This is a genomic window from Acidovorax facilis, assembly GCF_050626955.1.
In the GTDB taxonomy this organism is placed as follows: Bacteria; Pseudomonadota; Gammaproteobacteria; order Burkholderiales; family Burkholderiaceae_C; genus Acidovorax; species Acidovorax facilis.
Genome location: NZ_CP192460.1, coordinates 2,841,951 through 2,866,644, shown reverse-complemented (window position 1 = coordinate 2,866,644; position 24,694 = coordinate 2,841,951). Strand labels below are relative to the sequence as shown.

The window sequence follows — 24,694 nt, the reverse complement described above, 5'->3', positions numbered from 1 at the left end:
GTTACAGCACTCCCATCAGGTACACAAAGGTGAAGACGCCAATCCAGACCACGTCCAGAAAGTGCCAGAACATCGACAGGCACATCAGGCGGCGGGTGTTGGCAGGGATCAGGCCGTGTTTGCCGATCTGCACCATCAGCACCACCAGCCAGATCAGACCAAAGGTCACGTGCAGGCCGTGGGTGCCCACCAGCGTGAAGAAGGCCGACAGGAAGGCGCTGCGCTGGGGCGTGGCACCCTGGTGGATCAGGTGGGCAAACTCATAGAGTTCGAGGCCCAGGAAGCACAGGCCGAAGAAGCCGGTGACGGCCAGCCACAGCAGCGTGCCTTTCACATCCTTTTGCTGCTTGCGCAGCATGGCAAAACCGAAGGTGATGGACGACAGCAGCAGGAAGGCCGTATTGATGGCCACCAGCGTCAGGTCGAACAGCTGCGCACCGGTGGGGCCGGCCGCATAGCTGCGGCCCAGCACGCCATAGGTGGCAAACAGGGCGGCAAAGATCAGGCAGTCGCTCATCAGGTAGAGCCAGAAGCCCAGGGCGGTACCGTTTTCGGGATGGGGCTCGTGCGCAAGGTGGTAGTCGCGCGGGGCCAAGGCGCCTGCGGCGGCGCCAGCGTTGAGGCGGAGTTCAGACATGGCGTGCCAGTTGGAGTGTGCGGGCTTCTTCGGTGGCGGCGACTTGGGATGCCGGGATGTAGAAGTCACGCTTGTAGTTGAACGTGTGGATGATCGAAGCCAGCAGCAGCGCCGCGAACGAAACGCCCGCAAGCAGCCACATGTGCCAGATCAGCGCGAAGCCAAAGACCAGCGACAAGGCCGAGATGACCGCGCCCGAGCCGGTGTTGGCAGGCATGTGGATGGGCGCAAAGCCGGCGAGCGGGCGCTTGTATCCATGCTTCTTCATATCCCACCACGCATCGATTTCATGCACGACGGGGGTGAAGGCAAAGTTGTAGTCGGGCGGGGGCGATGAGGTGGCCCATTCGAGCGTGCGCGCATCCCACGGGTCGCCCGTGTGGTCGCGCAGCTGGTCGCGCTTGAGGTAGCTCACCACGATCTGGATCAGGAAGCACGCAATCCCCAGCGCAATCAGGAAGGCGCCGAACGCGGCAATCTGGAACCAGATCTGCAGCGACTGGTCTTCAAAGTGGTTGGCACGGCGCGTGACACCCATCAGGCCCAGCACATACAGCGGGCCGAACGCCACCCAGAAGCCCACCACCCACAGCCAGAAGGAGCGCAGGCCCCAGGTGCGGTCGAGCTTGTAGCCAAAGGCCTTGGGGTACCAGTAGTTGATGCCGGCGAACAGCCCGAACAGCACGCCACCGATGATCACGTTGTGGAAGTGGGCGATCAGGAACAGGCTGTTGTGCAGCACGAAGTCGGCCGGGGGGACGGCCAGCAGCACGCCGGTCATGCCGCCGATGGCAAACGTGATCATGAAGGCCACGGTCCACATCATGGGCAGCTCGAAGCGAATGCGGCCCTTGTACATGGTGAACAGCCAGTTGAAGATTTTCGCGCCCGTGGGGATCGAGATGATCATCGTCGTGATGCCAAAGAAGGTATTCACGCTCGCACCCGAACCCATGGTGAAGAAGTGGTGCAGCCACACCAGGTACGACAGGATGGTGATCACCACCGTGGCGTAGACCATGGAGGTGTAGCCGAACAGGCGCTTCTTGCAGAACGTGGCCACCACTTCAGAGAAGATGCCGAAGCAAGGCAGGATCAGGATGTAGACCTCGGGGTGGCCCCAGATCCAGATCAGGTTCACGTACAGCATGGGGTTGCCGCCCAAGTCGTTCGTGAAGAAGTTGGTGCCCGCATAGCGGTCGAGCGACATCAGCACCAGCGCAGCCGTCAGCACGGGGAAGGACGCCACGATGAGCGCGTTGGTGCACAGGGCCGTCCAGGTGAAGACGGGCATGCGCATCAGGTTCATGCCGGGGGCGCGCATCTTGATGATGGTCACGATCAGGTTGATGCCTGACAGCGTTGTGCCGACCCCCGCGATCTGCAGCGCCCAGATGTAGTAATCGAGCCCCACGCCCGGGTTTTGCGCCCCCAGGTTGGAGAGCGCCAGCCAGCCCGCGGTGGAGAACTCGCCCAGGAACAGCGACACCATCACCAGAACGGCACCGGCGGTGGTCATCCAGAAGCTGAAGTTGTTCAGGAACGGGAAGGACACGTCGCGCGCGCCAATCTGCAGCGGCACCAGGTAGTTCATCAGGCCCGTGACCAGCGGCATCGCCACGAAGAAGATCATGATCACGCCGTGGGCGGTGAAGATCTGGTCGTAGTGGTGCGGTGGCAGGTAGCCCATGTTGTCGCCAAAGGCCATGGCCTGCTGCAGGCGCATCATCACGGCGTCGGCAAAGCCGCGCAGCAGCATCACCAGGCCCAGGATCATGTACATGATGCCGATGCGCTTGTGGTCAATGCTGCAGATCCAGTCACGCCAGAGCGTGCCCCAGAGCTTGAATTTGGTGATGGCGGCCATCACGGCCAGGCCACCGAGCAGGGTGGCGATGAAGGTCCACAGCACGATGGGCTCGTGCGCCATCGGTATGGAGTCCCAGGTGATTCGGCCCAGGGCCCAATGCGGTTCGGTTACAACGGGTGAGGTGGACATGTTCGTCAGTCTCTTATGCGCAGATCATTGGCGGGAGAGGGTGCGGTCGTAGACCGTGGCGTGGCGCGCTTCGAGTGCTGCCACCACCTGGGCGGCGTTGTCCACGGTGCAGACGTCCTGGGGCAGGTTCAGGCCCTGGGCCTTCATGAAGGCCTCGCCACCGCGCTCGTCGATGGACATCATGTGGTGCATGCACATCTTGCCGTCCTCGACGCAGCGGTTCAGCACCTTGTCGTACAGGCCGTCTTCCACGCTGGCGAAACGCTGCACGGGGTCGCGCTCGCTGGGCTTGACCAGATCCAGGTAGGCCTGGCGCGTGAGGGGCTTGCCTTCGGACTTGTTCTTGGCCACCCACTGCTCAAAGTCGCCCTGGCTCAGGCCATGGAACTTGAACGTCATGCCCGAGAAGCCGGAGCCGCTGTAGTGCGAGGACATGCCCTTGTACACGCCGGGCTGGTTGATCACGGCGTTCAGCTCGGTCTGCATGCCGGGCATCGCGTAGATCATCCCGGCCAGGTCCGGCACGTAGAACGCGTTCATCGTGGACGTGGCCGTGAGCTTGAACAGAATGGGGCGGTCCACCGGCGCAGCCAGTTCATTCACGGTGGCAATGCCCAGTTCGGGGTAGAAGAACAGCCACTTCCAGTCCATGGCAACCACCTGCACTTCCATGGGGGTGGATTGGGCGTCCAGCGGTTTGCTGGCCGAGATGCGGTCCAGCGGGCGGTAGGGGTCGAGCTTGTGGGTGCCGATCCAGGTCAGGGCGCCGAGGGCGATGACGATCAAGAGCGGCACGGTCCAGATCACCAGCTCCAGCGTGGTGGAGTGGTGCCAGTCGGGATCGTAGTCGGCCTCGGTGTTGGCAGTGTTGTTCTGGCGGTACTTCCAGGCAAACCACAGGGTGAGGGCAATCACCGGAACGATGATGATCAGCATCAGCAGCGTGGCCTGGATGACCATGTGGCCTTGCTGGGCCGCGATGTCGCCGGCGGGGTTGAGGACGACCGCCTTGCTGCAGCCAGCCAGGCTGCCCAGAGCGGCCATGGCGGCGAGCCAGACAGGCACGCGAGGTAAAGGTAGTTTGGACATGTGACAGGCGCAACCAAGGCGTTTAAGGGTAAACGCGGATAACGAAGTGCCGTCGAATGTAATAGCGCTAGCTTTTTTGTACATTGGACATTTTGTCCAAGGTCAAAGTAATGCGCCCCACTTTGGTGCATTTCCGGCCCCTGCGGTGTTGTCCTGCACACGGCATAGTGAAACCGCACTTGTCCCAGATCAAACTTGCGTGTAGAACCAGAATGTCTTATCCAAACAACGACAAGGAGCCCTGTTCATGAGCAGCCCCGCCTCTGCCACTTACCCTGCGGCCGGCTTTGAAGAAAGCCCCGCCTCTCTCTCGCGGGCTGATACGCATGAAGACGTGACCCCCAGCGAAATTGCTGTGGGCGTGATCATCGGACGCTCGTCCGAGTATTTCGACTTCTTCGTTTTCGGGATCGCCTGCGTTCTCGTCTTCCCGTCCTTCCTCTTTCCATTCCTCTCGCGCCTGGATGGCACGCTGATGGCGTTTGCGCTGCTGGCGGTCGCTTTTGTCGTGCGCCCGGTGGGCACGGCCATTTCCATGGCCATCCAGCGGCGCTGGGGCCGGGGCACCAAGCTGACCATTGCACTGTTCCTGCTGGGCGTGTGCACGGTGGGGATGGCGTTCTTGCCGGGCTACAAGGACGCGGGCCTGACTGCCGTGGTGGCGCTGCTGATCCTGCGCATTGGCCAGGGTCTGGCGCTCGGCGGTTCGTGGGACGGCCTGCCGTCGCTGCTGGCCATGTCGGCGCCCAAGGAACGGCGGGGCTGGTTTGCCATGATCGGGCAATTGGGCGCGCCTGTCGGGTTTGTGCTGGCGGCGGGTCTGTTTGCCTATCTGTACAGCAGCCTCAGCGTGCAGGAATTTCTGGCCTGGGGCTGGCGCTATCCCTTCTTCGTGGCCTTTGCCGTGAACGTGGTGGCCCTGTTTGCCCGCCTGCGCCTGGTGGTGGGGCAGTCATACGCCGAGCTGCTGCAAGAGCGTGAACTGCAGCCCGTGCCTGTGAGCCGTGTGATACGTGACGAAGGCAGCAATGTGGTACTGGGTGCTTTTGCCGCGCTGGCCAGCTTTGCGCTGTTCCACCTGGTCACGGTGTTCCCGCTGTCTTGGATCACGCTGTATTCGGACCAGCCGGTGACCCAGATTCTGGGCGTGCAGATCGTAGGCGCCTTCCTGGCAGCGGGGGCCATCATGGTGTCTGGCTGGCTGTCGGACCACCTGGGCCGCCGCAAGCTGCTGGGCGGCATGGCGGTGTTGATCGGCGTGTTCAGCTTCATGGCCCCCGTGCTGCTCAACTCGGGCGAGGTGGGCAGCACCATGTTCCTGCTGCTGGGTTTTGTGCTGCTGGGCTTGTCGTATGGCCAGGCTTCGGGCACGGTCACGGCCAATTTTTCGCCCCAATACCGCTACACGGGCGCCGCTCTCTCGGCCGACCTTGCCTGGATCATTGGCGCCGCGTTTGCACCGCTGGTGGCCCTGTACCTGTCGGCCCAGTTCGGGCTGCTGGCGGTCACGGTGTATTTGCTGTCGGGCGTAGCCTGCACGCTGGGCGCGCTGAACCTGAATCGGCGCATGGAGCGCCGGGACCGGTAAGGGGCAGAGATTTGCTATTGTTTGTATAGCTATTTGCGCTTGTCTACAAAGCGCTAGAGGCTAAAAATGCTCTAAAAATGAGCGCCCGGTACTACCCGGGCGCTTCTTTTTGTGGAGGCTCAGTCCTGTGGCCTGAAGCCAATGGTCAGTGAAGGCGGCACGCGGCCATCCACATCGCGCGGCAGGGTCTCGGTCTTGTCCAGGGCACGGAGCACTGCGTCATCCCAGGCCTTGTTGCCGCTGGACTGCACCAGGCGTTTGCCCACGATGGTGCCATCGGGCGAAAGGCGGACTTCCACCTCGGCGCGCGGGTTGCCTGAGATCGCGTCGGGGTACACGATGTTGGGCTTGACCTTGGCTGCAACCTTGCCGCCATAGCTGCCCGACGGACCAGCGCTGCGCTGGGCTGTGCCTGTGGCGTTCTCGCCGCCCGTGGCCCCCGCCAGGCCCTGGAGGCGGCGCAGGTTGGCTTCCCGCTGTTCTGCCAGCTGTTTGGCCTCCGCGTCGGCCTTGCGCTTGGCGGCTTCGTCGGCCTTGCGCTTGTCTTCGGCCAGCTTCTTTTGCTTGTCCTGCTCGGCCTTCTTCTGCTCAGCCAGCTGCTTTTCGCGCTGTTCCTTTTCTTTTTCCTTTTCCTTTTGCAGGCGTTCCTTCTTTTCCTGCTCCAGGCGGTCGCGGCGTTCGTCTTCCTTGCGCTCACGGTCGCGCTTTTCACGTTCCAACTGCTGCTCGCGCGCCTTCTTCTCCTGCTCCAGGCGCTTTTTTTCGCGTTCGATGGCGATGTCCGCCTCGCGCGTGTCGGGCGGCTCCACGGCGCGGGGGGGCGGTGGTGGTGGCGGAGCGGGCGGACGCACTTCCGGGGGAGCGGGTGGTGGCGGCGGAGGCTCCACGGCGCGTGGTGCGGCCTGCTGGGGCACCGCAGCCCACAGTTCAGCCTCCACCGCAGGCTGGTCGGCGCTGTTCTTCCAGTTCACTCCCCAGGTGAGCGCACCGATGAGCACGACATGCACAAGCACCGCCAGTGAAATGGCGCGCAAGCGTGCCGGGGGGCGGGGCGGGGAAAACTGGTCGCGGTCGTTGTGGGCGTGCATGGGCTTCAGAGCGGCGGGCGTGCGTTCGGTTCAACCACCCTGTTTGACGGAAAGACCCACGCGTTGCACGCCCGCCTTTTGCAAGGCATCCATGGCTTTCACCACGTTTTCGTACTGCACGCCCTTGTCGGCGCTGATGACCACGGCACTGGCGCTGTCAGCACCCTGGGCCTTCTGCCAGCGGCTGGCCGCGTCGCCGATCTCGCGCTGGTTCAGACTGCGTGTGGCTTCGGGCGTCTTGAACTGCAGCGTGCCGTCCTTGTTGACGATGACCTGGGCCACCACCTTGGGCATGTTCTTGCCTTTGCCCACGCTGGGCACATCAACAACGCCCGGCGTCAGCATGGGCGCCGTCACCATGAAGATGATGAGCAGCACCAGCATGACGTCGATGAACGGGACCATGTTGATCTCGTTGATGGTGCGGCGGCCTCGACCGCGGGATGCCATGGCGGGCATGTGGGCCTCCGTGCTCAGTGGCCCGAGGCCGTATGGCCTGCGGGTGCGGGCTGGGCGCCCAGATTGCGCTGCAGGATGTTGGAGAACTCTTCGATGAAGGTCTCCTGGTGCGTGGCCACGCGGTCGATGTCGCGGGCAAAGCGGTTGTAGGCGATCACAGCGGGGATGGCGGCAAACAGGCCGATCGCGGTAGCCACCAGGGCTTCGGCAATGCCAGGCGCCACAGTGGCCAGCGTGACCTGTTCCATGCCCGCAAAGCCGGTGAACGCGTGCATGATGCCCCACACGGTGCCAAACAGGCCTACGTACGGCGACACGGAGCCGACCGACGCCAGGAATGACAGGCTCGACTCCACCACGTCCATCTCGCGCTGGAAGCTCGCGCGCATGGCGCGGCGTGCGCCGTCGAGCAGGGTGCCGGGGTCCACGATGCGGCGTTCACGCAGCTTCTGGTATTCACGCATGCCGCTGGCAAAAATACGTTCCATGGGACCGGCCTGCTTGGCGTTTTGTGCGGCACTGGCGTACAGGTCGTTCAGGCTGGTGCCCGACCAGAACTCGCGCTCGAAATCCTCATTGAGCGCTTTCACGCGCTTGAGCGAAAACAGCTTGCGGAAGATGGCTGCCCAACTGGCGACGGAGACGCCCAGCAACAGCAGCATCACGAGTTGCACCACCCAGCTGGCGTGCAGCACCAGGGTGATGATGGACATGTCTTGGGAGTTCATGGTGAGAGTTGTTCCAGCAGGGTGTTCGGAATTCTTGCGGGGCGCATGGTGGCAGCATCAACCCATCCGATGCGGATGGTGCCTTCGCTTAGCAACAAAGGGGCTTGTTCGGTCATCTGCTCTGGTTTCAGGAGCGCGCGCTGCACTATTGTCAACGATGCGCGGCCCGAGGCCTGCAGGGCGGCGGTAACAATCAGTTCATCGTCCAGCCGTGCAGGCCGGTGGTAGCGAAGCTGGGCATCGGTTACGACAAACATGCCCCCGGTTTGTTCCCGCAATCGCTGCTGACCCACGCCCAGCGACCGCAGCCATTCGGTGCGAGCGCGCTCGAAGAATTTGAGGTAGTTGGCATAGAACACGATGCCGCCGGCATCGGTGTCCTCCCAATACACGCGGATGGGGAACTCGAATGCCATCGCGCGTTACCCCAGCACGCTGCGCAGCCGCGCCACAGACTCTTGGAGTTGCGCCATGGAGTTGGCGGTGGAAAAGCGCACAAAACGTTCTGGCTCGGCCGTGCCGAAGTCACGCCCTGGCGTCACGGCGATGTGCGCACGGCGCATCAGCTCAAAAGCAAAGTCCCAGCTGCCGCTGACACCCAGGCGCTCGGCGGCCTGCGTGCAGTCCGCCCAGGCGTAGAAGGCGCCGTCGGGCATCACCGGCACCGAAAGGCCCATGGACTGCAGGGCGGGGATAAAGAAGTCGCGCCGGGCCTTGAACTCGGCGCGGCGGCGTTCGTATTCAGCAATGCTCTCTGCCTCGAAGCAGGCCAGCGCCGCGTGTTGCGACACGGTGCTGGCGCAGATGAACAGGTTCTGCGCCAGGCGCTCGACCACCGGCACCATGGCTTCGGGCACTACCATCCAGCCCAGGCGCCAGCCGGTCATGTTGAAGTATTTGCTGAAGCTGTTGATGCTGATGATGTTGTCGTCGATGGCCAGTGCGGTGTGGCCAAACTCTTCCTCGTACGACAGGCCCAGGTAGATCTCGTCGATCATCGTGATGCCGTCATGCGCGCGGACCACTTCGTGGATTCGGCGCAGCTCACCGGGCGCGATGGAAGTGCCGGTGGGGTTGGACGGCGATGCGAGCAGCACACCCCGCGTCTTGTCCGTCCAGGCCGCACGCACCTTGTCGGCGCTCAGTTGGTAGCGTTCTGCGGCCGTGGTGGGCAGCAGTACGGCCTTGCCTTCTGCGGCGCTCACGAAGTGGCGGTTGCAGGGGTAGCTGGGGTCGGGCATCAGGATCTCGTCGCCCGACTCGATCAGCGCCAGGCACGCCAGCTGCAGCGCGGCCGAAGCACCGGCCGTGACCACGATGCGGCGTGCAGGCACGTTGACGCCAAAGCGGCTCTGGTACCAGCCGCTGATGCGCTCGCGCAGCGCATCCAGCCCCAGCGCGTTGGTGTACTGCGTAGCGCCGCTGTGCACGGCGCGCGCGGCAGCCTCCTGCACCAAGGGCGGCGCGGTGAAGTCCGGTTCGCCGATGTTCAGGAAGATCATCGGCTCGCGCGTGCCCGCCACCTCGCGGGCCAGGGCCTGCGCGGCCTTGGCGACCTCCATCACATAGAACGGTTCGATGCGCTCAGCGCGCGTGGAAAACTTCATGGGAAGGTGTCCTGCCCGTGCGGGTCGGGTGTTGCTCGGAAACTCAAGAAAGAAGGCCCCGTGCGTGGCAGTGGGTTGCACGCGCGGGAGCCTTTCGGCGGGGTGCGCTCAGGCTTCGTCGACGGGCGCGCCAGGCATTGCGCCCGGAGCCTTGTCGGCCGCCACTTCCAGCGCACGCAGCTTGGGGGCCAGGCCGTTGAGCACGGCGTTCACGTACTTGTGGCCATCGGTGCCGCCAAACTCTTTGGCAAGCTCAATGCACTCGTTGAGCACCACACGCCACGGCACGTCCAGGCAGTGCTGAAACTCGTACACGCCGATCCACATCACTGCATGCTCGATGGGCGAGATCTCGGCCATCTTGCGGTCCAGCAGCGGGGTGATCAGCGCGTCCAGGTCGGCGGCGGTGTTGATGCAGCCGTGCAGCAGTGCGTCGTAGTGCACCGAATCGGCCTTGTGAAAGCCCGCCAGGTCGCGGGTGAACGCGTCGATGGCGTGCGCATCGTTGCCGCCCACCAGGTGCTGGTACAGCGCCTGCAGCGCGAATTCGCGCGCGCGGCTGCGGTTGGACTTGGAGGCTGCCTTGCGCGTGCCCGTGCTCTTGAGCCCGGTGCGGGCCTGCTTGGGCGGGCGTGCCGACGACGGCGTGGGGGTGTTTTCGCTCATGACAGCTCGTCCAGCAGGTTGGCCATTTCCACCGCAACGCGGGCGGCATCGGTGCCTTTTTCGGTCTGGCGGGCGATGGCCTGCTCGACGTTTTCGGTGGTGATGATGGCGTTGGCAATCGGGATCTGGTAGTCCAGCGACAGGCGCGTGACGCCCGCGCCGGATTCGTTGGCCACCAGTTCGAAGTGATAGGTCTCGCCACGGATGATGCAGCCCAGCGCGATCAGCGCGTCGAATTCATCGCTTTCGGCCATGGCCTGCAAGGCCACGGGCACCTCCAGCGCGCCGGGCACCAGCACGTGCTTGATGTTTTTCTCTTGCACACCCAGCGCGAGCAACTCGGCGCGGCAGGCGGCCGCCAGCGTGTTGGTGATGCTCTCGTTGAAGCGGGCCTGCACGATGCCGATGTGCAATTTCTTGCCGTCCAGCTTGTCCGCTGTTCCTTTGTCTGCGCCAAACATGTTCTTTATTCCTTGGGGATGAAGCCGGTGATTTCGAGGCCATAGCCCGCCATGCTGGGCATGCGGCGGGGCTGGCCCATCAGAGCCATCTTGTGCACGCCACATTCGCGCAGGATCTGCGCGCCCACGCCATAGGTGCGCAGGTCCATGCGGCCGCGTTCAGGCGCTTGGGCTGCGCGGGCGGTGCCTTCAAACTGCGCCAGCAGCTGGGCGGCGCTTTCACCGCAGTTGAGCAGCACGGCCACGCCCTTGCCTTGCTTGACGAGGTATTGCAGGCTGGTATCGAGGCCCCACGAGTGCATGGAGCGGTTGACTTCGAGCGCGTCGAACACCGACAGGGGCTCGTGCACGCGCACAGGTACCACGTCGTCGGCGCTCCACTGGCCCTTGACCAGCGCCAGGTGCACGGCCTGGCTGGGTTTGTCGCGGAAGGCGTGGGCGGTAAATTCGCCGTAGGCGGTCTGCAGCGTGCGCGTGCCGACCTTTTCGACCAGCGACTCGTTGCGGCTGCGGTATTCGATGAGGTCGGCAATGGTGCCGATCTTGAGGCCGTGCTCGGCCGCAAACAGCTGCAGGTCGGGCAGGCGGGCCATGGTGCCGTCGTCCTTCATGATCTCGCAGATCACCGATGCGGGGCTGCAGCCTGCCATGGCGGCCAGGTCGCAACCGGCTTCGGTATGGCCTGCGCGCATGAGCACGCCACCGTCCACGGCCTGCAGCGGGAAGATGTGGCCTGGTTGGACCAGGTCGGTGGGCTTGGAGTTGCGGTCCACCGCCACCTGCACGGTGCGGGCACGGTCGGCCGCCGAGATGCCGGTGGTCACACCCTCGGCCGCCTCGATGGAGACGGTGAACGCCGTGCTGTACACCGTGCCATTGCGCGCGGCCATGGGTGGCAGCTTGAGGAACTCGCAGCGCTCACGGCTCAATGTCAGGCAGATCAGGCCCCGGCCGAAGCGGGCCATGAAGTTGATGGCCTCGGGCGTCACGTGGTCGGCGGCCAGGACGAGGTCGCCTTCGTTTTCGCGGTCTTCTTCATCCACCAGGATGACGATGCGCCCGGCGCGCATCTCGGCCACGATGTCCTCGACGGGGGAGATCGGCACGGGGGTGAGGGGGGAGGTCATGGAAGGGCGGGCTTTCGGTGGGCCGCGCGGGTGGCGCGCACCGCACGCTGTCCGGCCACGACCCGGGCGGGTCGATTCCAAAGAGCGGGCAGTGCGGGGCTGGCCGCACGGTGCGGGAGCGCTCTGCGCCCCGAAAGCCGAGATTTTAGTTCACTTGGGGCGCGGCCAAGGCGGATCACGCAGTCGAGCGGCCGCCGTCATGCCCGGCCAGCGCGCCGGCCACGATCAAGCCGACCAGCAGCATCAGGGACAGCATCTTGACGCCGCTGGCCACCGTCAGCACTGTGGGCCAGTGGGCGAGGTGCATGTGCAGCGTGGCAAAGTTTTCCACGAGGTCCGACACCACGAGCGCGCCCATCGCCCAGTGTGCATGGCGCGAAAGGCCACCCAGGGCCCGGCCCGGCGGCACGGCCCGTGCGACCAGCCGCCGCACGGCCCACGCCACCGGGTAGGCCAGCCACAGGGTGTAGCAGGCGAGCAGGGCCCAATCCAAGGCGATGACGCGGCGCACGCCCTCGGCGTTGCACATCACCTCCCAGCTGGCATGCCAGTGGGCCGACAGCTGAAAGCCCGTGGGCAGGATCTGCAGCCACAACGGCGCGGTATCCAGGTCGCAGGCGCGGTAGCCAGCGAGGGTGGTGATGGCGTATAGCACGGCCGTGGCGGCTGCCAGCGCTATGCCCATCCAGCGCCAGGGTTGCGTGCGCGGCACGGTGCTGGCGGGCACGGCGCCGCCCACCGGGCGGGCCGTGGGGTCGATGAAGTCGCTGGTCTCACGGCCACGGGCGTTCAGGCCGGTCCAGACCCAGTAGGGGCAGTCATACGCCTGGTCGTGCATGGCGGTGAGCGGGTCGCCGGGCTGCAGCCGGCTCTTGTCCACCCGCAAGCCGTGGGCAGCGGCTTCGTCCACCATCCAGGCCAGCGTGATGTTGGACAGCCCGTCGCGCGCGTACGAGCCGCCCACGTCGCTGTGCACGCCGCGGAACCAGCGCTGGTCGTAGCTGCGCCAGGGCTGCTCCTCGGCGGTGAAGTGCGGGTCTTCGTAGCGGCGGGGCGTGTACTTGCTGCGCGATTCATACAGCGACATGGCATGGCGCACGTGGGCAAAGCGCTTGCAGTCGAAGTCGGTGGAGTTGCTGATCTTGATGCTGCCCAGTCCGCCCAGGCCGATGGCCTCCACCGTGTCCCACACGCCCACGAAGTGCACCAGCGGCGTGCGGCCCAGCGAGAAGTTGTTGATCACGTCCTCCGCAAATTTCTCCCGGTCTTTGGTGCCAGCCTGGTTTTTGTGGCCGCGCGGCGCAAAGTAGGTGCGCACCAGCGTTTCGATGAGCGGCAGCCCCTCGGTGTGGATCAGGCCGTACATGTTGATCATCCCGGCCACCGACCGCGCCGTGAATGCGCCGCGCGAGAAGCCGAACAGGTAGATCCGGTCGCCCCGCTGGTAGGTATTGACGAGGAACCGGTAGGCCTCTGCGATGTTGGGGAACACGCCGTTGCCCAGTGCCAGACCTGCCAGTTGCCGCAGCTGGTTCTTGGCCTCGGACACGATGCCGTCCGCCGGGAACTCGTTGGTGGTGCCCACGCCGGGGTCGTAGTAAACGAGCTGGGTGGGCTCCTTGCCCGATGGGTCGTGGCCCTTGCCGAGCATGCGCAGCAGTTTGACCACGTTGGTGTCCTGCTGGTTGCCCAGAATGTTGCCGGTGCCGTCGAACAGCAGCACCAGGTTGCGGCCGGGCTTTTCGGCCCATTGCGCGTCCGCCGCGATGCACTGGGTCAGGATGTCCTCGCGGGTGGGGGGACGGTAGGCGGCGCGCGGTGGATTTGTGGCTACTGCGGCCGGTGTGGCAAGTGCGTTCATGAAGTCCCCCCTCGCTCTGCAACCAATCATGGATGACGCAAACAGTGCTCAGGCAAGCGACGCGCCCACGGCAGAGCCGGTTGCTGCATCCCGATTGGCGTAAGTCCTCAATGTATGTGCCGCAGATTCTGGGTGACTACTGCCGGGCATGGCAAGCAGGAAAGCGCCATTCGGGGGGGCGAGCCGGGGCAGGGGGCGGGCCCCTTCAGCCAACGTCAGATGCTTTGCGCTTGCAACCGCACGTCGCTTGCCGGGTAGGCCACGCAGGGCAGCACGCAGCCCTCGGCCTTTTCTTCGGCGGACAGGCCGGGCCATTCGATGGCATAACGCACTTCGCCTTCGATCAGCATGCCGAGGCAGGTGCGGCAGGTGCCGTTGCGGCAGGAGCTGGGCCAGTCGATGCCGCCTTGCTCCAGCGACAACAGCAGGGGCTGCTCGGGCCAGGCGTCGCATTGCTGGCCGTCGGGCTCGACCTTGGCGATGAAAAAGGGGGCTGCGGTGGGTGTGTTCATGGGGTGCGTTTCTTCAAGCGTTGCGGGAGGCGTGTGTCCAAACCAGCAGCAGGTTGTTGGCGGGCATCGCATGCCGTGCGGCCAGTTGCAGGTCGGCCTGGGCGGCGACGGCGGCCACGTCTTCGATGCGGCGGATGCCCCAGTCGCCGTCTTGTGCGCGCAGGCTGGCGTCGAAAGACAGGTTGCCAGGCGCGGTGGGCACGCCATCTTCCAGGTACGGGCCGTAGGTGACGAGGTGGCCGCCCGGCGTCAGGTGGCGGGCGGCGCCTTGCATCAGCCCCGTGCAGCAGGCCCAGGGCGCGATGTGCAGCATGTTGGCACAGTAGACCAGGTCGAACGACGCGGCGCCGAACGCCGGGCCTTCGCTGGGCCAGCGGTCATGCAGCACGTCCAGCCGCTGTGGCGCCCGCACGTTGCGGGCACCTGCCTGCTCGGCCCAGGCGGTGATCGATGCGAAGTGGGTGTTGTGCAGGTCTGTGGGCTGCCAGGTCCAGCCGGGCAGGGCGGTTGCAAAGTGCGCGGCGTGCTGGCCGGTGCCGCTGGCAATCTCCAGCGCGGCGCCGGTAGGTGCCAACAGGGCCAGCAGCTTCGCCAGGATGGGGCCCTGGTTGCGTTCGGCGGCGGGGCTGTGCTGGAGGGAGGCGGTGGTCACTAAATATTTTGGTATTTTTAGCCTCTGGCGCTTATCTGGTAAGCGCTATTAGCTATGAAATAAGGAGCACTTCGAAGCATGCCGACGGGGACTGTACCCCAGATGCTTTGTCCAGGCTGCGCTGCCTGTTTTTTAAGCGGCCTAAGAAGTTTCCTTGTAAATCAATGACTTAAAACTGTCATACAAGGCTTGTTCAGAGTTATCCACAAGATTGTCCAGTCCGGGAAGGGATAACCGGGGGTTTTTGGGGCCGTTTGAGGGCGTTGGCGGCGGGGGCGGATCGGGTTTTGTAATTGCCTGTTTTTTGAGCGTCACAAGGATATTCCTTGTAAATCAATCACTTAAAGCGTCCATACAAGGCTTATCCAAGGTTATCCACACCATTGTCCAGTGCAGAACGGGATAACCATCGCCATGGTGTTCTGCGTTGCCTAAAAATGAGGCAGTGCAGGGTGATTCTTTATAAATCAAGCACTTGGCGTTGTCATACAGGGCTTGTCAAAACTTATCCACATGATTGTCCAGTGCTGGCAGGGATAACCCGCAGGTGGTGGGCTGCGGGGTGTTCACGGGGTGACCTTCACGCCCTTCCAGAACGCCACGCGGCCTTTGATTTCTTCGGCTTCGGGCTTGGGGTCGGCGTAGAACCAGGCGGCGTCGGTGTTCATTTCGCCGTTGACCAGCAGCGACAGGTAGCTGGCCTGGCCCTTCCAGGCGCAGGTGGTCTTGTGGTTGCTGAAGGTGAAGTAGTCGCGGTGGAGTGCGCTTTCGGGGAAGTAGTGGTTGCCCTCCACCACCACGGTGTCGTCGCTTTCGGCAACTACTACGCCGTTCCAGACTGCTTTCATGGGAAATCCTTGGTAAAAATGGCCGCTGGCGCTTGATTTATAAGCGCTGTTAGCTATGAAATTGTGAGTCAAGGGGTGCCGCTGCGGCAGCAAGCCCCCGGAACGGGATTGCGAGGCTGATTATTCCCAATGCGCCGCAGCTGTGCACGGGCCTCTGGGAACGCAGGGTTTTAGACGGATATGCCTTCATTTATTCAGTCGCCTGCGCAACCGGCGGCCAGCGCCGCGTGGCTTACAGTGCAGCGCGCGGTGCCCGCACATTGGGGCTGGGCGCCAGAGGCGGTTTAGAGAGATGCGTTTCGTTTCTATTCCACTGATTGATGGACCAACCAAGACAACAGGACAGGAGAACCTTCACCATGGGTATTGATTTCAAAGGCCGTGTGGCCATCGTGACGGGCGCAGGCGGTGGCCTGGGCCGCCAGCATGCATTGGCTTTGGCAGCGCGCGGCGCCAAGGTGCTGGTCAACGATCTGGGCGGCGCGGTGGACGGCAGCGGCGGTACCGTGAGTGCTGCGCAGGCCGTGGTCGATGAGATCCGTGCTGCGGGCGGCGAGGCGCTGGCCAACGGCGCATCCGTCACCGACTTTGCCGCAGTCGAGGCCATGGTGCAGCAGGCCATCGACGCCTGGGGCCGGGTGGATGTGCTGGTCAACAACGCAGGCATCCTGCGCGACAAGTCGTTCGCCAAGATGAGCATGGACGACTTCCGCCTGGTGGTGGATGTGCACCTGATGGGCGCCGCCAACTGCTGCAAGGCCGTGTGGCCGCACATGGTGGCCCAGCAATATGGCCGCATCGTGATGACCACGTCGTCCACCGGTCTGTACGGCAACTTCGGCCAGGCCAACTACGGTGCGGCCAAGCTGGCCCAGGTGGGGCTGATGCAGACCCTGGCCATCGAGGGCGCCAAGTACAACATCCACGTGAACGCCCTGGCCCCCACGGCCGCCACGCGCATGACCGAGGGCCTGATGCCCCAGGAAGTGCTGGACGCCCTGAAGCCCGAGGCCGTGGTGCCCGCCATGCTGGTGCTGGCCCATGAAAGCGCGCCCACGCGCACCATCCTGTGTGCGGGTGCGGGCACGTTCGAGGCCGCCCACATCACCCTGACGCAGGGCGTTCATCTGGGCATTGGCGCTGATGTGCCCGAGCAACTGGCGGCCCACCTGGCCCAGGTGACGGACCGTGCCGGCGAGCAAGTACCACAAAGTGGCGCAGCCCAAGGAACCAACGAAGTTGGAAAGGCCTTGGCCGCAAGGGCTTGATTTCCCCAGAGGCGGGCCAGCGCTCAACGTGCTAAGTTCCGGGCCGACAGAAGTTGGATCGGTATAAACATATGAGCACACTGCACGAGAGACTGGCCGCCTACCCGGCGGACGCCCTGGGGGGGATTCGCCGCGGCATCGAGAAGGAAGGGCTGCGCGTGCTGCCCACCGGCGGCCTGGCCCTTACACCCCACCCGCTGGCCCTGGGCTCTGCCCTCACGCACCCGCTGATCACGACCGATTACAGCGAGTCGCAGCTGGAGCTGATCACCGGTGCCCACAAGGGCGTGCAGCAGTGCCTGGATGAGCTGACCGAGGTGCACCAGTTCGTGCACCACACCCTCAAGGACAGCGGCGGCGAGCTGCTGTGGGCCTCCAGCATGCCCTGCGGCCTGCCCACCGACGAGACGATTCCGATTGGCCGCTACGGCAGCTCCAATGTGGGCCGCGCCAAGAGCGTGTACCGCATGGGCCTGGGCCACCGCTATGGCCGCCGCATGCAGACCATCTCGGGCATTCACTACAACTGGTCGCTGCCGGGCGTGGACAGCGAGCAGTATTTCGCACTCATCCGCAACTTCCGCCGCCACGCGTTTGTGCTGCTGTACCTGTTCGGCGCGTCGCCCGCCTTGTGCCCCTGTTTTGTGGAAGGGCGCGAGCACCGCCTGGAGCGCATGGAGGGCGGCAGCGCGCTGTACCTGCCCCACGCCACGTCGCTGCGCATGGGCCGCCTGGGCTACCAGAGCGACGCGCAGGCCACGCTGGCCGTGAGCTACAACGGCCTGACGGGCTACGCCAACTCGCTGCACGAGGCGTTGACCAAGCCGTACCCCGCCTACGAAACCGTCGGCGTGCGCAACCCCGGTGGCGACTACAACCAGCTGGGCACCAGCCTGCTGCAGATCGAAAATGAGTTCTACGGCACCATCCGCCCCAAGCGCACCGTGCGCACCGGCGAGCGCCCGCTGCACGCGCTGCGCGAGCGGGGTGTGGAATACGTGGAAGTGCGCCTGATGGACCTGGACCCGTTTGTGCCCGTGGGCATCACCGCGCCCACCATGCGCCTGCTGGATGTGTTCCTGCTGCACTGCCTGCTGTCCGACAGCCCGCCCGACACGCCGGCCGAAATTGCCGAACTCAAGCAGAACCAGCACCTCACCGCAGAGCGTGGCCGCGAGCCCGGTTTGCACCTGTCGCGCAACGGCCAGAGCGTGCCGCTGACCGAATGGGGTGCCGAGGTGCTGGCCGCCTGCGAGCCGCTGGCTGCCGCGCTGGATGCCACCCATGGCACCGACGACTACAGCACCGCGCTGCGCGATGCCCGCGCGCTAATGGCTGCGCCCGAGCGCACACCATCGGCCCGCGTTCTCGACAGCATCGTGCAGAGTCACCACAACAGCTTTGAATCCTTTGCCCGCCAGCAGTCCATCGCTGCGCGCGACGCGTTGCTGGGCCTGCCGTGGACGCCTGAACAGCAGGCGCGCTACCTGGCGATGGCAGATGAATCGATTGCCGCGCAGAAAGCCATCGAGGCGGCAGACACGCTGCCGTTTGAAGAATGGCGCGAGCAGTACATGGCGGTGAAGGAGCTCGGGTGATGGGGGGCGCAGGCGTCAGGAAACTCCTGATTTGATAGCTGCTTGCGCTTATTCATCAAGCGCTAGAGTCTGTTTAGACGCTAATTTCAGCCTTGCAGCTGCAGCAGCGCCTCTTGCCGCCAGTATTCGGCCGCGTCCAGAAAGCCCTCCCATACGCAGCCATTGCACCCGCGCCCACAGCAGGTCGTTGGCTCGGGCGGCGGGGTGCGCAGCGCAATGCCCATGTCTGCAGCGCGTTGCTGCAGCGACTGGAACATCTGCTGCGCGGTCGCGCCGTCTACAGCGCGGGCCGGGGTTGCCATGGTGAGTGAAGTCACGGCTTGTGGCGCCCGGACTTGGCGCGGCGCACGGCGTACTGCACCCCAAACGCAATGCCCAGCACCAGCGCAAACCAGCCCACCAGGGCCGCCTGGCTCATCAGATCGCGCACGCTGGCAGAGCGGGCGACGTACGGCGCCAGCAGGATGACCAGACCAATCAGGGCCAAGGTCACGCTCTTGAACAGCAGATCCTTGTGGGCCTTGGTGGCGGTGGCTTTGCGCGGGGTGTCGAGAGGGGCTGGCATGCGGGTTTACAACGCTGTGGCGTGGGTAAGTGAGGTCCGCGATTATCCTTGCCACCCTCAGACTGTATTGAAAACACCAGAAAGTACCCCCGCATGGCCATCCAGTGGTTCCCCGGTCACATGCACCTGACCCGTAAAGCCATCACCGAACGCATCAAGGACATTGACGTGGTGATCGAGGTGCTGGACGCCCGCCTGCCCGGCTCCAGCGCCAACCCGCTGCTGGCCGAGATCACCGGCCACAAGCCCACGCTCAAGGTGCTCAACAAGCAGGACGTGGCCGACCCCGAGCGCACGGCGCAGTGGGTGGACTGGTACAACGCCCAGAGCGACACGCGCGCCTTGCCACTCGATGCGTCCGACCCGGCCCCCACGCGCAAGCTGATTGACGCGTGCCACCTGCTGTCGCCCAACCGGGGCGGCATGGCCAAGCCCATGCGGGTGCTGATCTGCGGCGTGCCCAACGTGGGCAAGTCCACGCTCATCAACACGCTCAGCAACAAGCGCCAGGCCAAGACGGGCGACGAGGCCGGCATCACCAAGCTGGAACAGCGCATCACCCTGGCCGACGACTTCTACCTGTGGGACACGCCCGGCATGCTGTGGCCGCGCATTGTGGTGCCCGAAAGTGGCTACAACCTGGCCGCCAGCGGCGCGGTGGGCCGCAATGCCTACGACGAGGAGTTGGTGGCGCTGGAACTGCTGCGCCGCCTGCAGAAAAACTACGTCCCACTGTTGGAGGCTCGCTACAAACTGGGCCTGCCCGAGGGGGCCGTGGCAACGATGCACGACGAAGAGCTGCTCGAAGCCATTGGCCGCAAACGCGGTGCCATGCTGGGCGGCGGCAAGGTCAACCTGCAAAAGACAGCCGAGATCGTAATGACGGATTTCCGCACCGCCATCCTGGGCCGCATCACGCTGGAGACGCCCACCGAGTTTGAAGCCTGGCGCGCTGCGGGCCTGGCCGAAGACGCCAAGCGCCAGGCCAAGAAGGATGCGCGCGCCAAGTCCAAAGGCAAGGGCTCGGGTGTGCGCGAGCCTGCACCGGGCAGCGACGACGGCACGGACTGACCGGGTTCCCGGCGCATCCCAGCGGGCGCGCAGGATGCCCGCCGTCGGCGTTGCGTGGCCGCCGCTGCTGGCGTTTTGCTGGTAGCCGATCCGTAAGAACCTGTTCAAGATCTTTTCGGGGATCGCATTGGAGTGCAATCGGGATGAGTGGAAGCTTCGGATGCGCCGCATGGGCTCATGCCCATGCAAGCAGCCGAGGCATTCAATCGCCCGATTTCACTCCAACCCTTCGGGCAAGTGCCTTGCCGGGCGGTCTGCGGCGTTGCGGCGCTTGCCAATAGCCGGGCTATTGGCCGCTCACCGCGCCTTGCATCCCATCCCGGCAAGGCACTTGTGCGACCCCGAAAAGATCTTGAACAGGTTCTAAGAACTTGAACAGGTTCTAAGGCAGCGGTTACGATGGCCTTCCTCCCGCTACCCCCGTCGCCATGGCCGAAGCCCCCGCTGTTCCGCTGCCCGACCACGAAGACGCCACCACACGCCATCTGGTGCGTGTGGCAGGGTGGGCCGTGATGCTGCTCGGTGGCGTCATCGGCGTGCTGCTGATGTTTGACGACCCCGTGCAGCCTGCGCGTGTGGCGCTCAATCTGGTGGCGGGCTTGGTGGGGGGCTCAGCGCTGTGGCTGGCGCGCCAGCAGCGCTGGACGCAGGCGGCCCACCTGCTGGTGTGGGGCGTGTGGGTATCGGTGTCGCTGGTGGCGGCCCGCAATGGCGGTGTGAACGGCCCCAACCTGCTCAACTACCCGGTGATCATCGTGCTGGCCGGCTGGCTGCTGGGGGCCAGGGCCACCCTGACACTGGTGGGGCTCACGGCGCTGCTGTTCCTGGGGTTCATCTGGGCCGACATCCAGGGCATGTTCAAGCCGGTGCAGGTGGCCAACCGGGTGGCCGGTGCGGTGTACCTGGCAGGCATTCTGGTGCTGACGGCAGCGGCCACGCTGCTGTCGCGCCGCAACTACATGAGCCGGGTGCAGGAGGCGCAGCAGACCGCTACCAACCTGGCTGCCAGCGAGGCCGCACTGCGCAAGCTGTTGCGGGCTGTGGAGCAGAGCCCCGAGAGCATCGTCATCACCGATCTGAAAGAAGACATCGAGTACGTGAATGACGCCTTCGTGCGCCGCACGGGTTATGAGCGCGATGAAGTGGTGGGCAAGGCATCGGCCGACTATTCCAGCAATGGCCTGGCGCCCGCGCAGCGGGACGGCCTGCGCGCCACCCTGGCACGCGGCGAGAGCTGGGCGGGCGAGCAGGTCAACCGCCGCAAGGACGGCGCCGAGATTGCCGAGGCCGTGGTGGTGGCCCCCATCCGCCAGCCTGACGGCCACATCAGCCACTATGTAGAGCTCAAGCAGGACGTCACCGAGCGCAAGCGCGCTGCGCAGGAAATTCATCGCCTGGCGCATTTCGACAGCCTCACCAGCCTGCCCAACCGCTTCACGCTGATGGAGCGGCTGTCTGCGCTGCAGGGCCGCGCTGGCCGCCCGCCCACCACGCAACACGCGCTGCTGCTGCTGGACCTGGACCGCTTCACCACCTTCAACGATGCCCGCGGCAGCGAGATGGGCGACCGCCTGCTGTGTGCCGTGGCGCTGCGCCTGTCCGAGATACTGCCCCCCCAGGGCCTGCTGGTGCGTGTGGCGGGCGACGAGTTTGCCGTGGTGCTGCACGGCCTGGGCGCCGATGCCTCGCTGGCGGGCCGGCGTGCCCTGGCATTTGCCGAAAAGCTGCAGACAGCGTTGCTGCGGCCGCTGCACCTGCAAGACAACGACACCGAAGAAGCCCAGCTGGGTGCGAGCGTGGGCATCACGCTCTACCCGCAAAGCGCCAATGATGTTGCGCACGACGCCCTGCGCCGTGCAGGCACGGCGCTGCACCGCGCCAAGCAGGCCGGTGGTGGGCGGGTGGCCTTCTTCGAGCAAGGCATGGGCGAGGCGGCCGAGCAGCGCTTTCGCGTGGAGCGCGAGCTGCGCCAGGCCATCGGCGCGGGCGAGCTGCGGCTGTACCTGCAGTCGCAGGTGGACGTGTTGGGCCAGATCACCGGGGCTGAGGTGCTGGTGCGCTGGCAGCATCCGCGGGACGGCCTGGTGGCGCCGGGCGTGTTCATCCCCGTGGCGGAAGAGTCGGACCTGATCGTGAGCCTGGGCGGCTGGGTACTCTCCCATGCCTGCGCGCTGCTGGCGCAGCCATTGTTTCAGGAGCGGCGACTGCGGCTGTCCGTCAACCTGAGTGCCCGGCAGTTCCGGCAGGCGGGTTTTGTGCCGCAGCTGCGCGCCATGCTGGCTGCCAGCGGTGCCGACCCGCGCCTGCTCACCCTGGAGGTGACCGAAGGCCTGGTGATCGACGATTTTGACGACGCCGTGGCCAAGATGGGCGAGCTGGCGGCGCTGGGGGTGGACATGTCGCTGGACGACTTCGGCACGGGCTATTCGTCGCTGGCCTATCTCAAGCGCCTGCCGATCCAGGAGATCAAGATCGACCGCTCCTTTGTGCGCGACGCCCCCACCAATGCCGACGATGGCGTGCTGGTGGAAGGCATCCTGTCGGTGGCCCGTCACTTCGGCCTGCGCATGGTGGCGGAAGGGGTCGAGACCCGTGACCAGGCGGATTTCCTGAGCCAACGCGCACCCGATATCGTGTACCAGGGCTACCTCTTCGGGCGCCCCGAGCCCGATGCCGACTGGCTGGCCCGTGCGGCGCTGGTGGGCACTGCCACCGTAGAGGATGAGGGCTGAATTTCAAGAAAAAATAGCTGCCAGCGCTTATTGGTAAAGCGCTGGCAGCTATTTTTATGATAGCAATCGGCCTGTCGGCGCATGCGCGCCTCAGCGCCACGGCCTGCAGGTGCTGGGTGACTTACTTGTTCTTCTCTTTGCCACGCGGGATGACGGCGGTCACCGGTGGCATGGGGCGGTCAGAGCCGCCGCTTTCCTTGGGCAGCGAAGTGTCCTTCTTGGGTTTCTTTGCCATCTTGTTGCTGCGTTGTTCGCCTTTGGCCATGGTGCCTCCTGTAAAGGTCTCGGAATGGGACCGTGCCGGGATGGTACGTCACAAACCGGCCCCTTTCAGCGCACGGCGGGCTGCGCCGCAGCGGGGTTCGCTGCCGCAGGATGCGCTCGCAGAGCCAGGCGCTGGTCATGCGCCAGCGCCAGGGCGTTGAGCACCGCGATGCTCCCACCCAGCGCACAGGTGGCGTCCCAGCCGCCCCACAGCCAGGCCACAGACCCGAGCGCCGACCCGCTGGCCGCGCCGGTGAAGTAGCTGGTCATGTACACCGCGTTGATGCGCGCACGGGCCGTGGGGTCCAGCCGGTAGATCACGTTCTGATTGCTGATGTGCACGCCCTGCAGCGCCAGGTCCACCACCAGCATGCCCACTACAAACCACACCAGGCTGGTGGCGCCCAGCCAGAGCGCGCCCCAGCCCAGCAGCAGCAACCCCACCGAAACGGCCGTGGCCACCTGGGCCTGACCACGGTCGGCCATGCGGCCCGCCACATTGGCCATGAGTGCACCGGCCACGCCCGCCAGCCCCACCAGGCCGATGCCCGCATCGCCCAGGCGGTGGGCAGGCCCCGCCAGCAACAGCGCCATGGTGGAGAACAACACGCTGACCGACGCAAACGACAGCCCGCCCAGCAAGGCGCGGCTGCGCAGCCGGGGGTGGCGCAGGGCCAGTGTGCCCAGAGAGCGCAGCACCTGGCCATACCCCTGGGCCCGCCCAGCATTTCGCGAGCGGGGCATTACCCACCACAGCGCCAGCGCCACGGCCACCATGGCCACGCCCGCCACGCGGTACACCAGCGTCCAGCCGCCCAGTTCAGACAGCAGTCCTGCCACGCTGCGCGCCGCCAGAATGCCCACAAGCAGCCCGCTCATCACCAGCCCCACCGCCCGCCCACTGCGGCCCGGCGCAGCCAGCGTGGCCGCCAACGGCACCAGCACCTGCGCAGCCACCGAGAACAGCCCCGTCAGCACCGTGCCTAGCGCCAGCAGGGCGTAGCTGCCCGCAAACCCGCTGGTGAACAGCCCCAGAGCCGCCAGCAACATCAGCGTGGTGATGAGCCGCCGTCGCTCCAGCATGTCACCCAGCGGCACCAACAACAACAAACCCGCCGCGTAGGCCACCTGCGCCAGCGTGACGATGAGCGCCGCCGAGGCGTCACGCACCTGCAACTGCGTGGCAATGGAGTGCAGAAGGGGCTGGTTGAAGTAATTGCTGCCCGCGCACAACCCGCAGGCCACGGCCATGAGCAGCAGCACCGGCGTGCTGAGGCCTGGCGCCTCTGGGTGGGGCGTGCTGGGCGGTGTGGTGGATGCGGAGCGGGAGTGCGGTGGAGTGCTCATCTTGGGGACAGTGGTTGCCTGGGGTGGTGTGCATGCACAGCTCATGCCTGCATCACTCCTGTGGCCTCGATTTCAATCAGCATGCCGTCGAGCGCCAGCCGGGGCACCGGGATCAGCGTGCAGGCCGGTGCCGCCCCATCGGGCCACAGGCTGCGCACCGCCTGGCTGAACAGCGCCAGCCGCTGCTCGGTGTGGTCCACCACCAGCACGGTGAGCTTGGCCACATCGTGCACGCTGGCCCCCGCGCCTGCCAATGCGATACGCAGGTTGGTGAAAGCCTGGCGCAGCTGCTCGCCAAAGTCGGCAGACAGCTGGCCCGCCGCGTTCTCGCCACCTTGGCCCGCCACAAAGACAGTGCGTGCCGGGGCGGGCGCCACCACCACATGGGTGTAGCCATTGGCACGCGGGTCGTACAGGCCCGGCGGGTTGATGAAGCGCAGCGTGGAAGTTGCCGTGGCGGGGTGCTGGGTTGTTGCGGTATCAAGGCGCATGGTGCAGAAATCCTGAGAGGGGATGTGAAGGTGAAG

Annotated in this window: 25 protein-coding genes; 5 read left to right on the top strand and 20 right to left on the bottom strand. The window is 65.2% G+C overall.

What is annotated here, in order from left to right; genetic code table 11:
* Position 1: 1 nt before the first annotated feature.
* Genes cyoC through cyoA form a run of 3 tightly spaced genes read right to left on the bottom strand, consistent with a single transcriptional unit; the run spans position 2 to position 3,725 of the window.
* Positions 2-637: a cytochrome o ubiquinol oxidase subunit III gene (gene cyoC / locus ACQ4MJ_RS13135; RefSeq protein WP_055402914.1), complete on the bottom strand. Its 636-nt coding sequence runs from the start codon at positions 635-637 to the stop codon at positions 2-4.
* Positions 630-2,636 carry a cytochrome o ubiquinol oxidase subunit I gene (gene cyoB, locus ACQ4MJ_RS13130; protein WP_431173641.1) on the bottom strand — a complete coding sequence of 669 codons (2,007 nt, stop codon included), beginning with the start codon at positions 2,634-2,636 and terminating at the stop codon, positions 630-632. Before cyoB ends, cyoC begins: the two co-directional genes overlap by 8 nt.
* Before the next feature lie 24 nt (positions 2,637-2,660).
* A complete protein-coding gene (gene cyoA, locus ACQ4MJ_RS13125; RefSeq protein WP_431152394.1) occupies positions 2,661-3,725 on the bottom strand; it encodes a ubiquinol oxidase subunit II in 1,065 nt (354 codons plus the stop codon).
* Between the two features lie 247 nt (positions 3,726-3,972).
* Here cyoA and ACQ4MJ_RS13120 point away from each other — a divergent pair, with 247 nt between their 5' ends.
* Positions 3,973-5,313, top strand: coding sequence for an MFS transporter (locus ACQ4MJ_RS13120; protein ID WP_055402920.1), 1,341 nt, complete (start codon positions 3,973-3,975; stop codon positions 5,311-5,313).
* Between the two features lie 119 nt (positions 5,314-5,432).
* On the opposite strand, the gene tolA is transcribed toward ACQ4MJ_RS13120, so the two are convergent.
* From tolA to ACQ4MJ_RS13060, 12 genes are all read right to left on the bottom strand, one after another.
* On the bottom strand, positions 5,433-6,401 hold the full coding sequence (gene tolA / locus ACQ4MJ_RS13115; protein ID WP_431152395.1) for a cell envelope integrity protein TolA: 969 nt from the start codon (positions 6,399-6,401) through the stop codon (positions 5,433-5,435).
* 30 nt (positions 6,402-6,431) lie between these two features.
* Positions 6,432-6,860 carry an ExbD/TolR family protein gene (locus ACQ4MJ_RS13110; RefSeq protein ID WP_055398910.1) on the bottom strand — a complete coding sequence of 143 codons (429 nt, stop codon included), beginning with the start codon at positions 6,858-6,860 and terminating at the stop codon, positions 6,432-6,434.
* A gap of 14 nt (positions 6,861-6,874) precedes the next feature.
* The gene (gene tolQ, locus ACQ4MJ_RS13105; RefSeq protein ID WP_055398908.1) at positions 6,875-7,588 is read right to left on the bottom strand and encodes a protein TolQ; all 714 of its coding nucleotides are present in this window, start codon (positions 7,586-7,588) and stop codon (positions 6,875-6,877) included.
* A complete protein-coding gene (gene ybgC / locus ACQ4MJ_RS13100; protein ID WP_121419468.1) occupies positions 7,585-8,004 on the bottom strand; it encodes a tol-pal system-associated acyl-CoA thioesterase in 420 nt (139 codons plus the stop codon). The genes tolQ and ybgC overlap by 4 nt, the downstream gene beginning before the upstream one ends.
* A 6-nt stretch (positions 8,005-8,010) precedes the next feature.
* On the bottom strand, positions 8,011-9,195 hold the full coding sequence (locus tag ACQ4MJ_RS13095; RefSeq protein WP_121419469.1) for a pyridoxal phosphate-dependent aminotransferase: 1,185 nt from the start codon (positions 9,193-9,195) through the stop codon (positions 8,011-8,013).
* A 108-nt stretch (positions 9,196-9,303) separates the two neighbouring features.
* Positions 9,304-9,861, bottom strand: coding sequence for a transcription antitermination factor NusB (gene nusB / locus ACQ4MJ_RS13090; RefSeq protein ID WP_176885355.1), 558 nt, complete (start codon positions 9,859-9,861; stop codon positions 9,304-9,306).
* Positions 9,858-10,322 carry a 6,7-dimethyl-8-ribityllumazine synthase gene (gene ribH, locus ACQ4MJ_RS13085; protein WP_121419471.1) on the bottom strand — a complete coding sequence of 155 codons (465 nt, stop codon included), beginning with the start codon at positions 10,320-10,322 and terminating at the stop codon, positions 9,858-9,860. Before ribH ends, nusB begins: the two co-directional genes overlap by 4 nt.
* 5 nt (positions 10,323-10,327) lie before the next feature.
* Entirely contained in the window at positions 10,328-11,449 is a 1,122-nt protein-coding gene (gene ribBA, locus ACQ4MJ_RS13080) for a bifunctional 3,4-dihydroxy-2-butanone-4-phosphate synthase/GTP cyclohydrolase II (protein WP_055398900.1), read from the bottom strand.
* Positions 11,450-11,624: 175 nt separating this feature from the next.
* A complete protein-coding gene (locus ACQ4MJ_RS13075; protein ID WP_431152396.1) occupies positions 11,625-13,310 on the bottom strand; it encodes a DUF2235 domain-containing protein in 1,686 nt (561 codons plus the stop codon).
* 215 nt (positions 13,311-13,525) lie between these two features.
* Positions 13,526-13,822: a 2Fe-2S iron-sulfur cluster-binding protein gene (locus tag ACQ4MJ_RS13070; protein WP_055398898.1), complete on the bottom strand. Its 297-nt coding sequence runs from the start codon at positions 13,820-13,822 to the stop codon at positions 13,526-13,528.
* A gap of 13 nt (positions 13,823-13,835) precedes the next feature.
* Positions 13,836-14,474 carry a DUF938 domain-containing protein gene (locus ACQ4MJ_RS13065; RefSeq protein ID WP_431152397.1) on the bottom strand — a complete coding sequence of 213 codons (639 nt, stop codon included), beginning with the start codon at positions 14,472-14,474 and terminating at the stop codon, positions 13,836-13,838.
* Positions 14,475-15,040: 566 nt separating this feature from the next.
* On the bottom strand, positions 15,041-15,322 hold the full coding sequence (locus ACQ4MJ_RS13060) for a DUF427 domain-containing protein (RefSeq protein WP_055398894.1): 282 nt from the start codon (positions 15,320-15,322) through the stop codon (positions 15,041-15,043).
* Positions 15,323-15,681: 359 nt separating this feature from the next.
* Here ACQ4MJ_RS13060 and ACQ4MJ_RS13055 point away from each other — a divergent pair, with 359 nt between their 5' ends.
* Together ACQ4MJ_RS13055 and gshA are read left to right on the top strand one after the other, a co-directional pair.
* On the top strand, positions 15,682-16,590 hold the full coding sequence (locus tag ACQ4MJ_RS13055) for an SDR family oxidoreductase (protein ID WP_055398892.1): 909 nt from the start codon (positions 15,682-15,684) through the stop codon (positions 16,588-16,590).
* 71 nt (positions 16,591-16,661) lie between these two features.
* Positions 16,662-18,188, top strand: a complete 1,527-nt coding sequence (gshA, locus tag ACQ4MJ_RS13050) for a glutamate--cysteine ligase (protein WP_431152398.1) — start codon at positions 16,662-16,664, stop codon at positions 18,186-18,188.
* A gap of 86 nt (positions 18,189-18,274) precedes the next feature.
* Here the strand turns inward: gshA and ACQ4MJ_RS13045 are convergent, their stop codons facing one another.
* Together ACQ4MJ_RS13045 and ACQ4MJ_RS13040 are read right to left on the bottom strand one after the other, a co-directional pair.
* Complete coding sequence (locus tag ACQ4MJ_RS13045; RefSeq protein WP_055398886.1) at positions 18,275-18,490, bottom strand: oxidoreductase-like domain-containing protein; 216 nt, start codon at positions 18,488-18,490, stop codon at positions 18,275-18,277.
* Positions 18,491-18,501: 11 nt separating this feature from the next.
* Positions 18,502-18,753 (bottom strand): hypothetical protein, encoded by a 252-nt coding sequence (locus ACQ4MJ_RS13040; protein WP_121507050.1) that lies wholly within the window; start codon positions 18,751-18,753, stop codon positions 18,502-18,504.
* A gap of 93 nt (positions 18,754-18,846) precedes the next feature.
* Here ACQ4MJ_RS13040 and ylqF point away from each other — a divergent pair, with 93 nt between their 5' ends.
* Both ylqF and ACQ4MJ_RS13030 read left to right on the top strand, forming a co-directional pair.
* Positions 18,847-19,824, top strand: coding sequence for a ribosome biogenesis GTPase YlqF (gene ylqF / locus ACQ4MJ_RS13035; protein ID WP_431152399.1), 978 nt, complete (start codon positions 18,847-18,849; stop codon positions 19,822-19,824).
* Between the two features lie 428 nt (positions 19,825-20,252).
* Positions 20,253-22,556 carry a putative bifunctional diguanylate cyclase/phosphodiesterase gene (locus ACQ4MJ_RS13030; protein WP_431152400.1) on the top strand — a complete coding sequence of 768 codons (2,304 nt, stop codon included), beginning with the start codon at positions 20,253-20,255 and terminating at the stop codon, positions 22,554-22,556.
* A gap of 121 nt (positions 22,557-22,677) precedes the next feature.
* On the opposite strand, the gene ACQ4MJ_RS13025 is transcribed toward ACQ4MJ_RS13030, so the two are convergent.
* The 3 genes from ACQ4MJ_RS13025 to ACQ4MJ_RS13015 form a co-directional block, all read right to left on the bottom strand.
* On the bottom strand, positions 22,678-22,821 hold the full coding sequence (locus ACQ4MJ_RS13025) for a hypothetical protein (RefSeq protein ID WP_199727021.1): 144 nt from the start codon (positions 22,819-22,821) through the stop codon (positions 22,678-22,680).
* 65 nt (positions 22,822-22,886) lie between these two features.
* Positions 22,887-24,167: an MFS transporter gene (locus tag ACQ4MJ_RS13020; protein ID WP_431152401.1), complete on the bottom strand. Its 1,281-nt coding sequence runs from the start codon at positions 24,165-24,167 to the stop codon at positions 22,887-22,889.
* Between the two features lie 41 nt (positions 24,168-24,208).
* Positions 24,209-24,658 (bottom strand): RidA family protein, encoded by a 450-nt coding sequence (locus ACQ4MJ_RS13015; protein WP_431152402.1) that lies wholly within the window; start codon positions 24,656-24,658, stop codon positions 24,209-24,211.
* Between the last annotated feature and the right edge of the window lie 36 nt (positions 24,659-24,694).

Bases quoted from the DNA above. Each gene is read 5' to 3' on its own strand.
- ACQ4MJ_RS13060 (WP_055398894.1), bottom strand. From the start codon at position 15,322: ATGAAAGCAGTCTGGAACGGCGTAGTAGTTGCCGAAAGCGACGACACC.
- ACQ4MJ_RS13020 (WP_431152401.1), bottom strand. From the start codon at position 24,167: ATGAGCACTCCACCGCACTCCCGCTCCGCATCCACCACACCGCCCAGC.
- cyoA (WP_431152394.1), bottom strand. From the start codon at position 3,725: ATGTCCAAACTACCTTTACCTCGCGTGCCTGTCTGGCTCGCCGCCATG.
- gshA (WP_431152398.1), top strand. From the start codon at position 16,662: ATGAGCACACTGCACGAGAGACTGGCCGCCTACCCGGCGGACGCCCTG.
- ACQ4MJ_RS13095 (WP_121419469.1), bottom strand. From the start codon at position 9,195: ATGAAGTTTTCCACGCGCGCTGAGCGCATCGAACCGTTCTATGTGATG.
- ACQ4MJ_RS13110 (WP_055398910.1), bottom strand. From the start codon at position 6,860: ATGCCCGCCATGGCATCCCGCGGTCGAGGCCGCCGCACCATCAACGAG.
- ACQ4MJ_RS13120 (WP_055402920.1), top strand. From the start codon at position 3,973: ATGAGCAGCCCCGCCTCTGCCACTTACCCTGCGGCCGGCTTTGAAGAA.
- ribH (WP_121419471.1), bottom strand. From the start codon at position 10,322: ATGTTTGGCGCAGACAAAGGAACAGCGGACAAGCTGGACGGCAAGAAA.
- ACQ4MJ_RS13030 (WP_431152400.1), top strand. From the start codon at position 20,253: ATGGCCGAAGCCCCCGCTGTTCCGCTGCCCGACCACGAAGACGCCACC.
- ACQ4MJ_RS13045 (WP_055398886.1), bottom strand. From the start codon at position 18,490: ATGGCAACCCCGGCCCGCGCTGTAGACGGCGCGACCGCGCAGCAGATG.
- tolQ (WP_055398908.1), bottom strand. From the start codon at position 7,588: ATGAACTCCCAAGACATGTCCATCATCACCCTGGTGCTGCACGCCAGC.
- ACQ4MJ_RS13025 (WP_199727021.1), bottom strand. From the start codon at position 22,821: ATGGCCAAAGGCGAACAACGCAGCAACAAGATGGCAAAGAAACCCAAG.
- cyoC (WP_055402914.1), bottom strand. From the start codon at position 637: ATGTCTGAACTCCGCCTCAACGCTGGCGCCGCCGCAGGCGCCTTGGCC.
- ybgC (WP_121419468.1), bottom strand. From the start codon at position 8,004: ATGGCATTCGAGTTCCCCATCCGCGTGTATTGGGAGGACACCGATGCC.
- ACQ4MJ_RS13055 (WP_055398892.1), top strand. From the start codon at position 15,682: ATGGGTATTGATTTCAAAGGCCGTGTGGCCATCGTGACGGGCGCAGGC.
- ACQ4MJ_RS13070 (WP_055398898.1), bottom strand. From the start codon at position 13,822: ATGAACACACCCACCGCAGCCCCCTTTTTCATCGCCAAGGTCGAGCCC.
- tolA (WP_431152395.1), bottom strand. From the start codon at position 6,401: ATGCACGCCCACAACGACCGCGACCAGTTTTCCCCGCCCCGCCCCCCG.
- ribBA (WP_055398900.1), bottom strand. From the start codon at position 11,449: ATGACCTCCCCCCTCACCCCCGTGCCGATCTCCCCCGTCGAGGACATC.
- ACQ4MJ_RS13040 (WP_121507050.1), bottom strand. From the start codon at position 18,753: ATGCCAGCCCCTCTCGACACCCCGCGCAAAGCCACCGCCACCAAGGCC.
- nusB (WP_176885355.1), bottom strand. From the start codon at position 9,861: ATGAGCGAAAACACCCCCACGCCGTCGTCGGCACGCCCGCCCAAGCAG.
- ACQ4MJ_RS13015 (WP_431152402.1), bottom strand. From the start codon at position 24,658: ATGCGCCTTGATACCGCAACAACCCAGCACCCCGCCACGGCAACTTCC.
- ACQ4MJ_RS13075 (WP_431152396.1), bottom strand. From the start codon at position 13,310: ATGAACGCACTTGCCACACCGGCCGCAGTAGCCACAAATCCACCGCGC.
- cyoB (WP_431173641.1), bottom strand. From the start codon at position 2,636: ATGTCCACCTCACCCGTTGTAACCGAACCGCATTGGGCCCTGGGCCGA.
- ylqF (WP_431152399.1), top strand. From the start codon at position 18,847: ATGGCCATCCAGTGGTTCCCCGGTCACATGCACCTGACCCGTAAAGCC.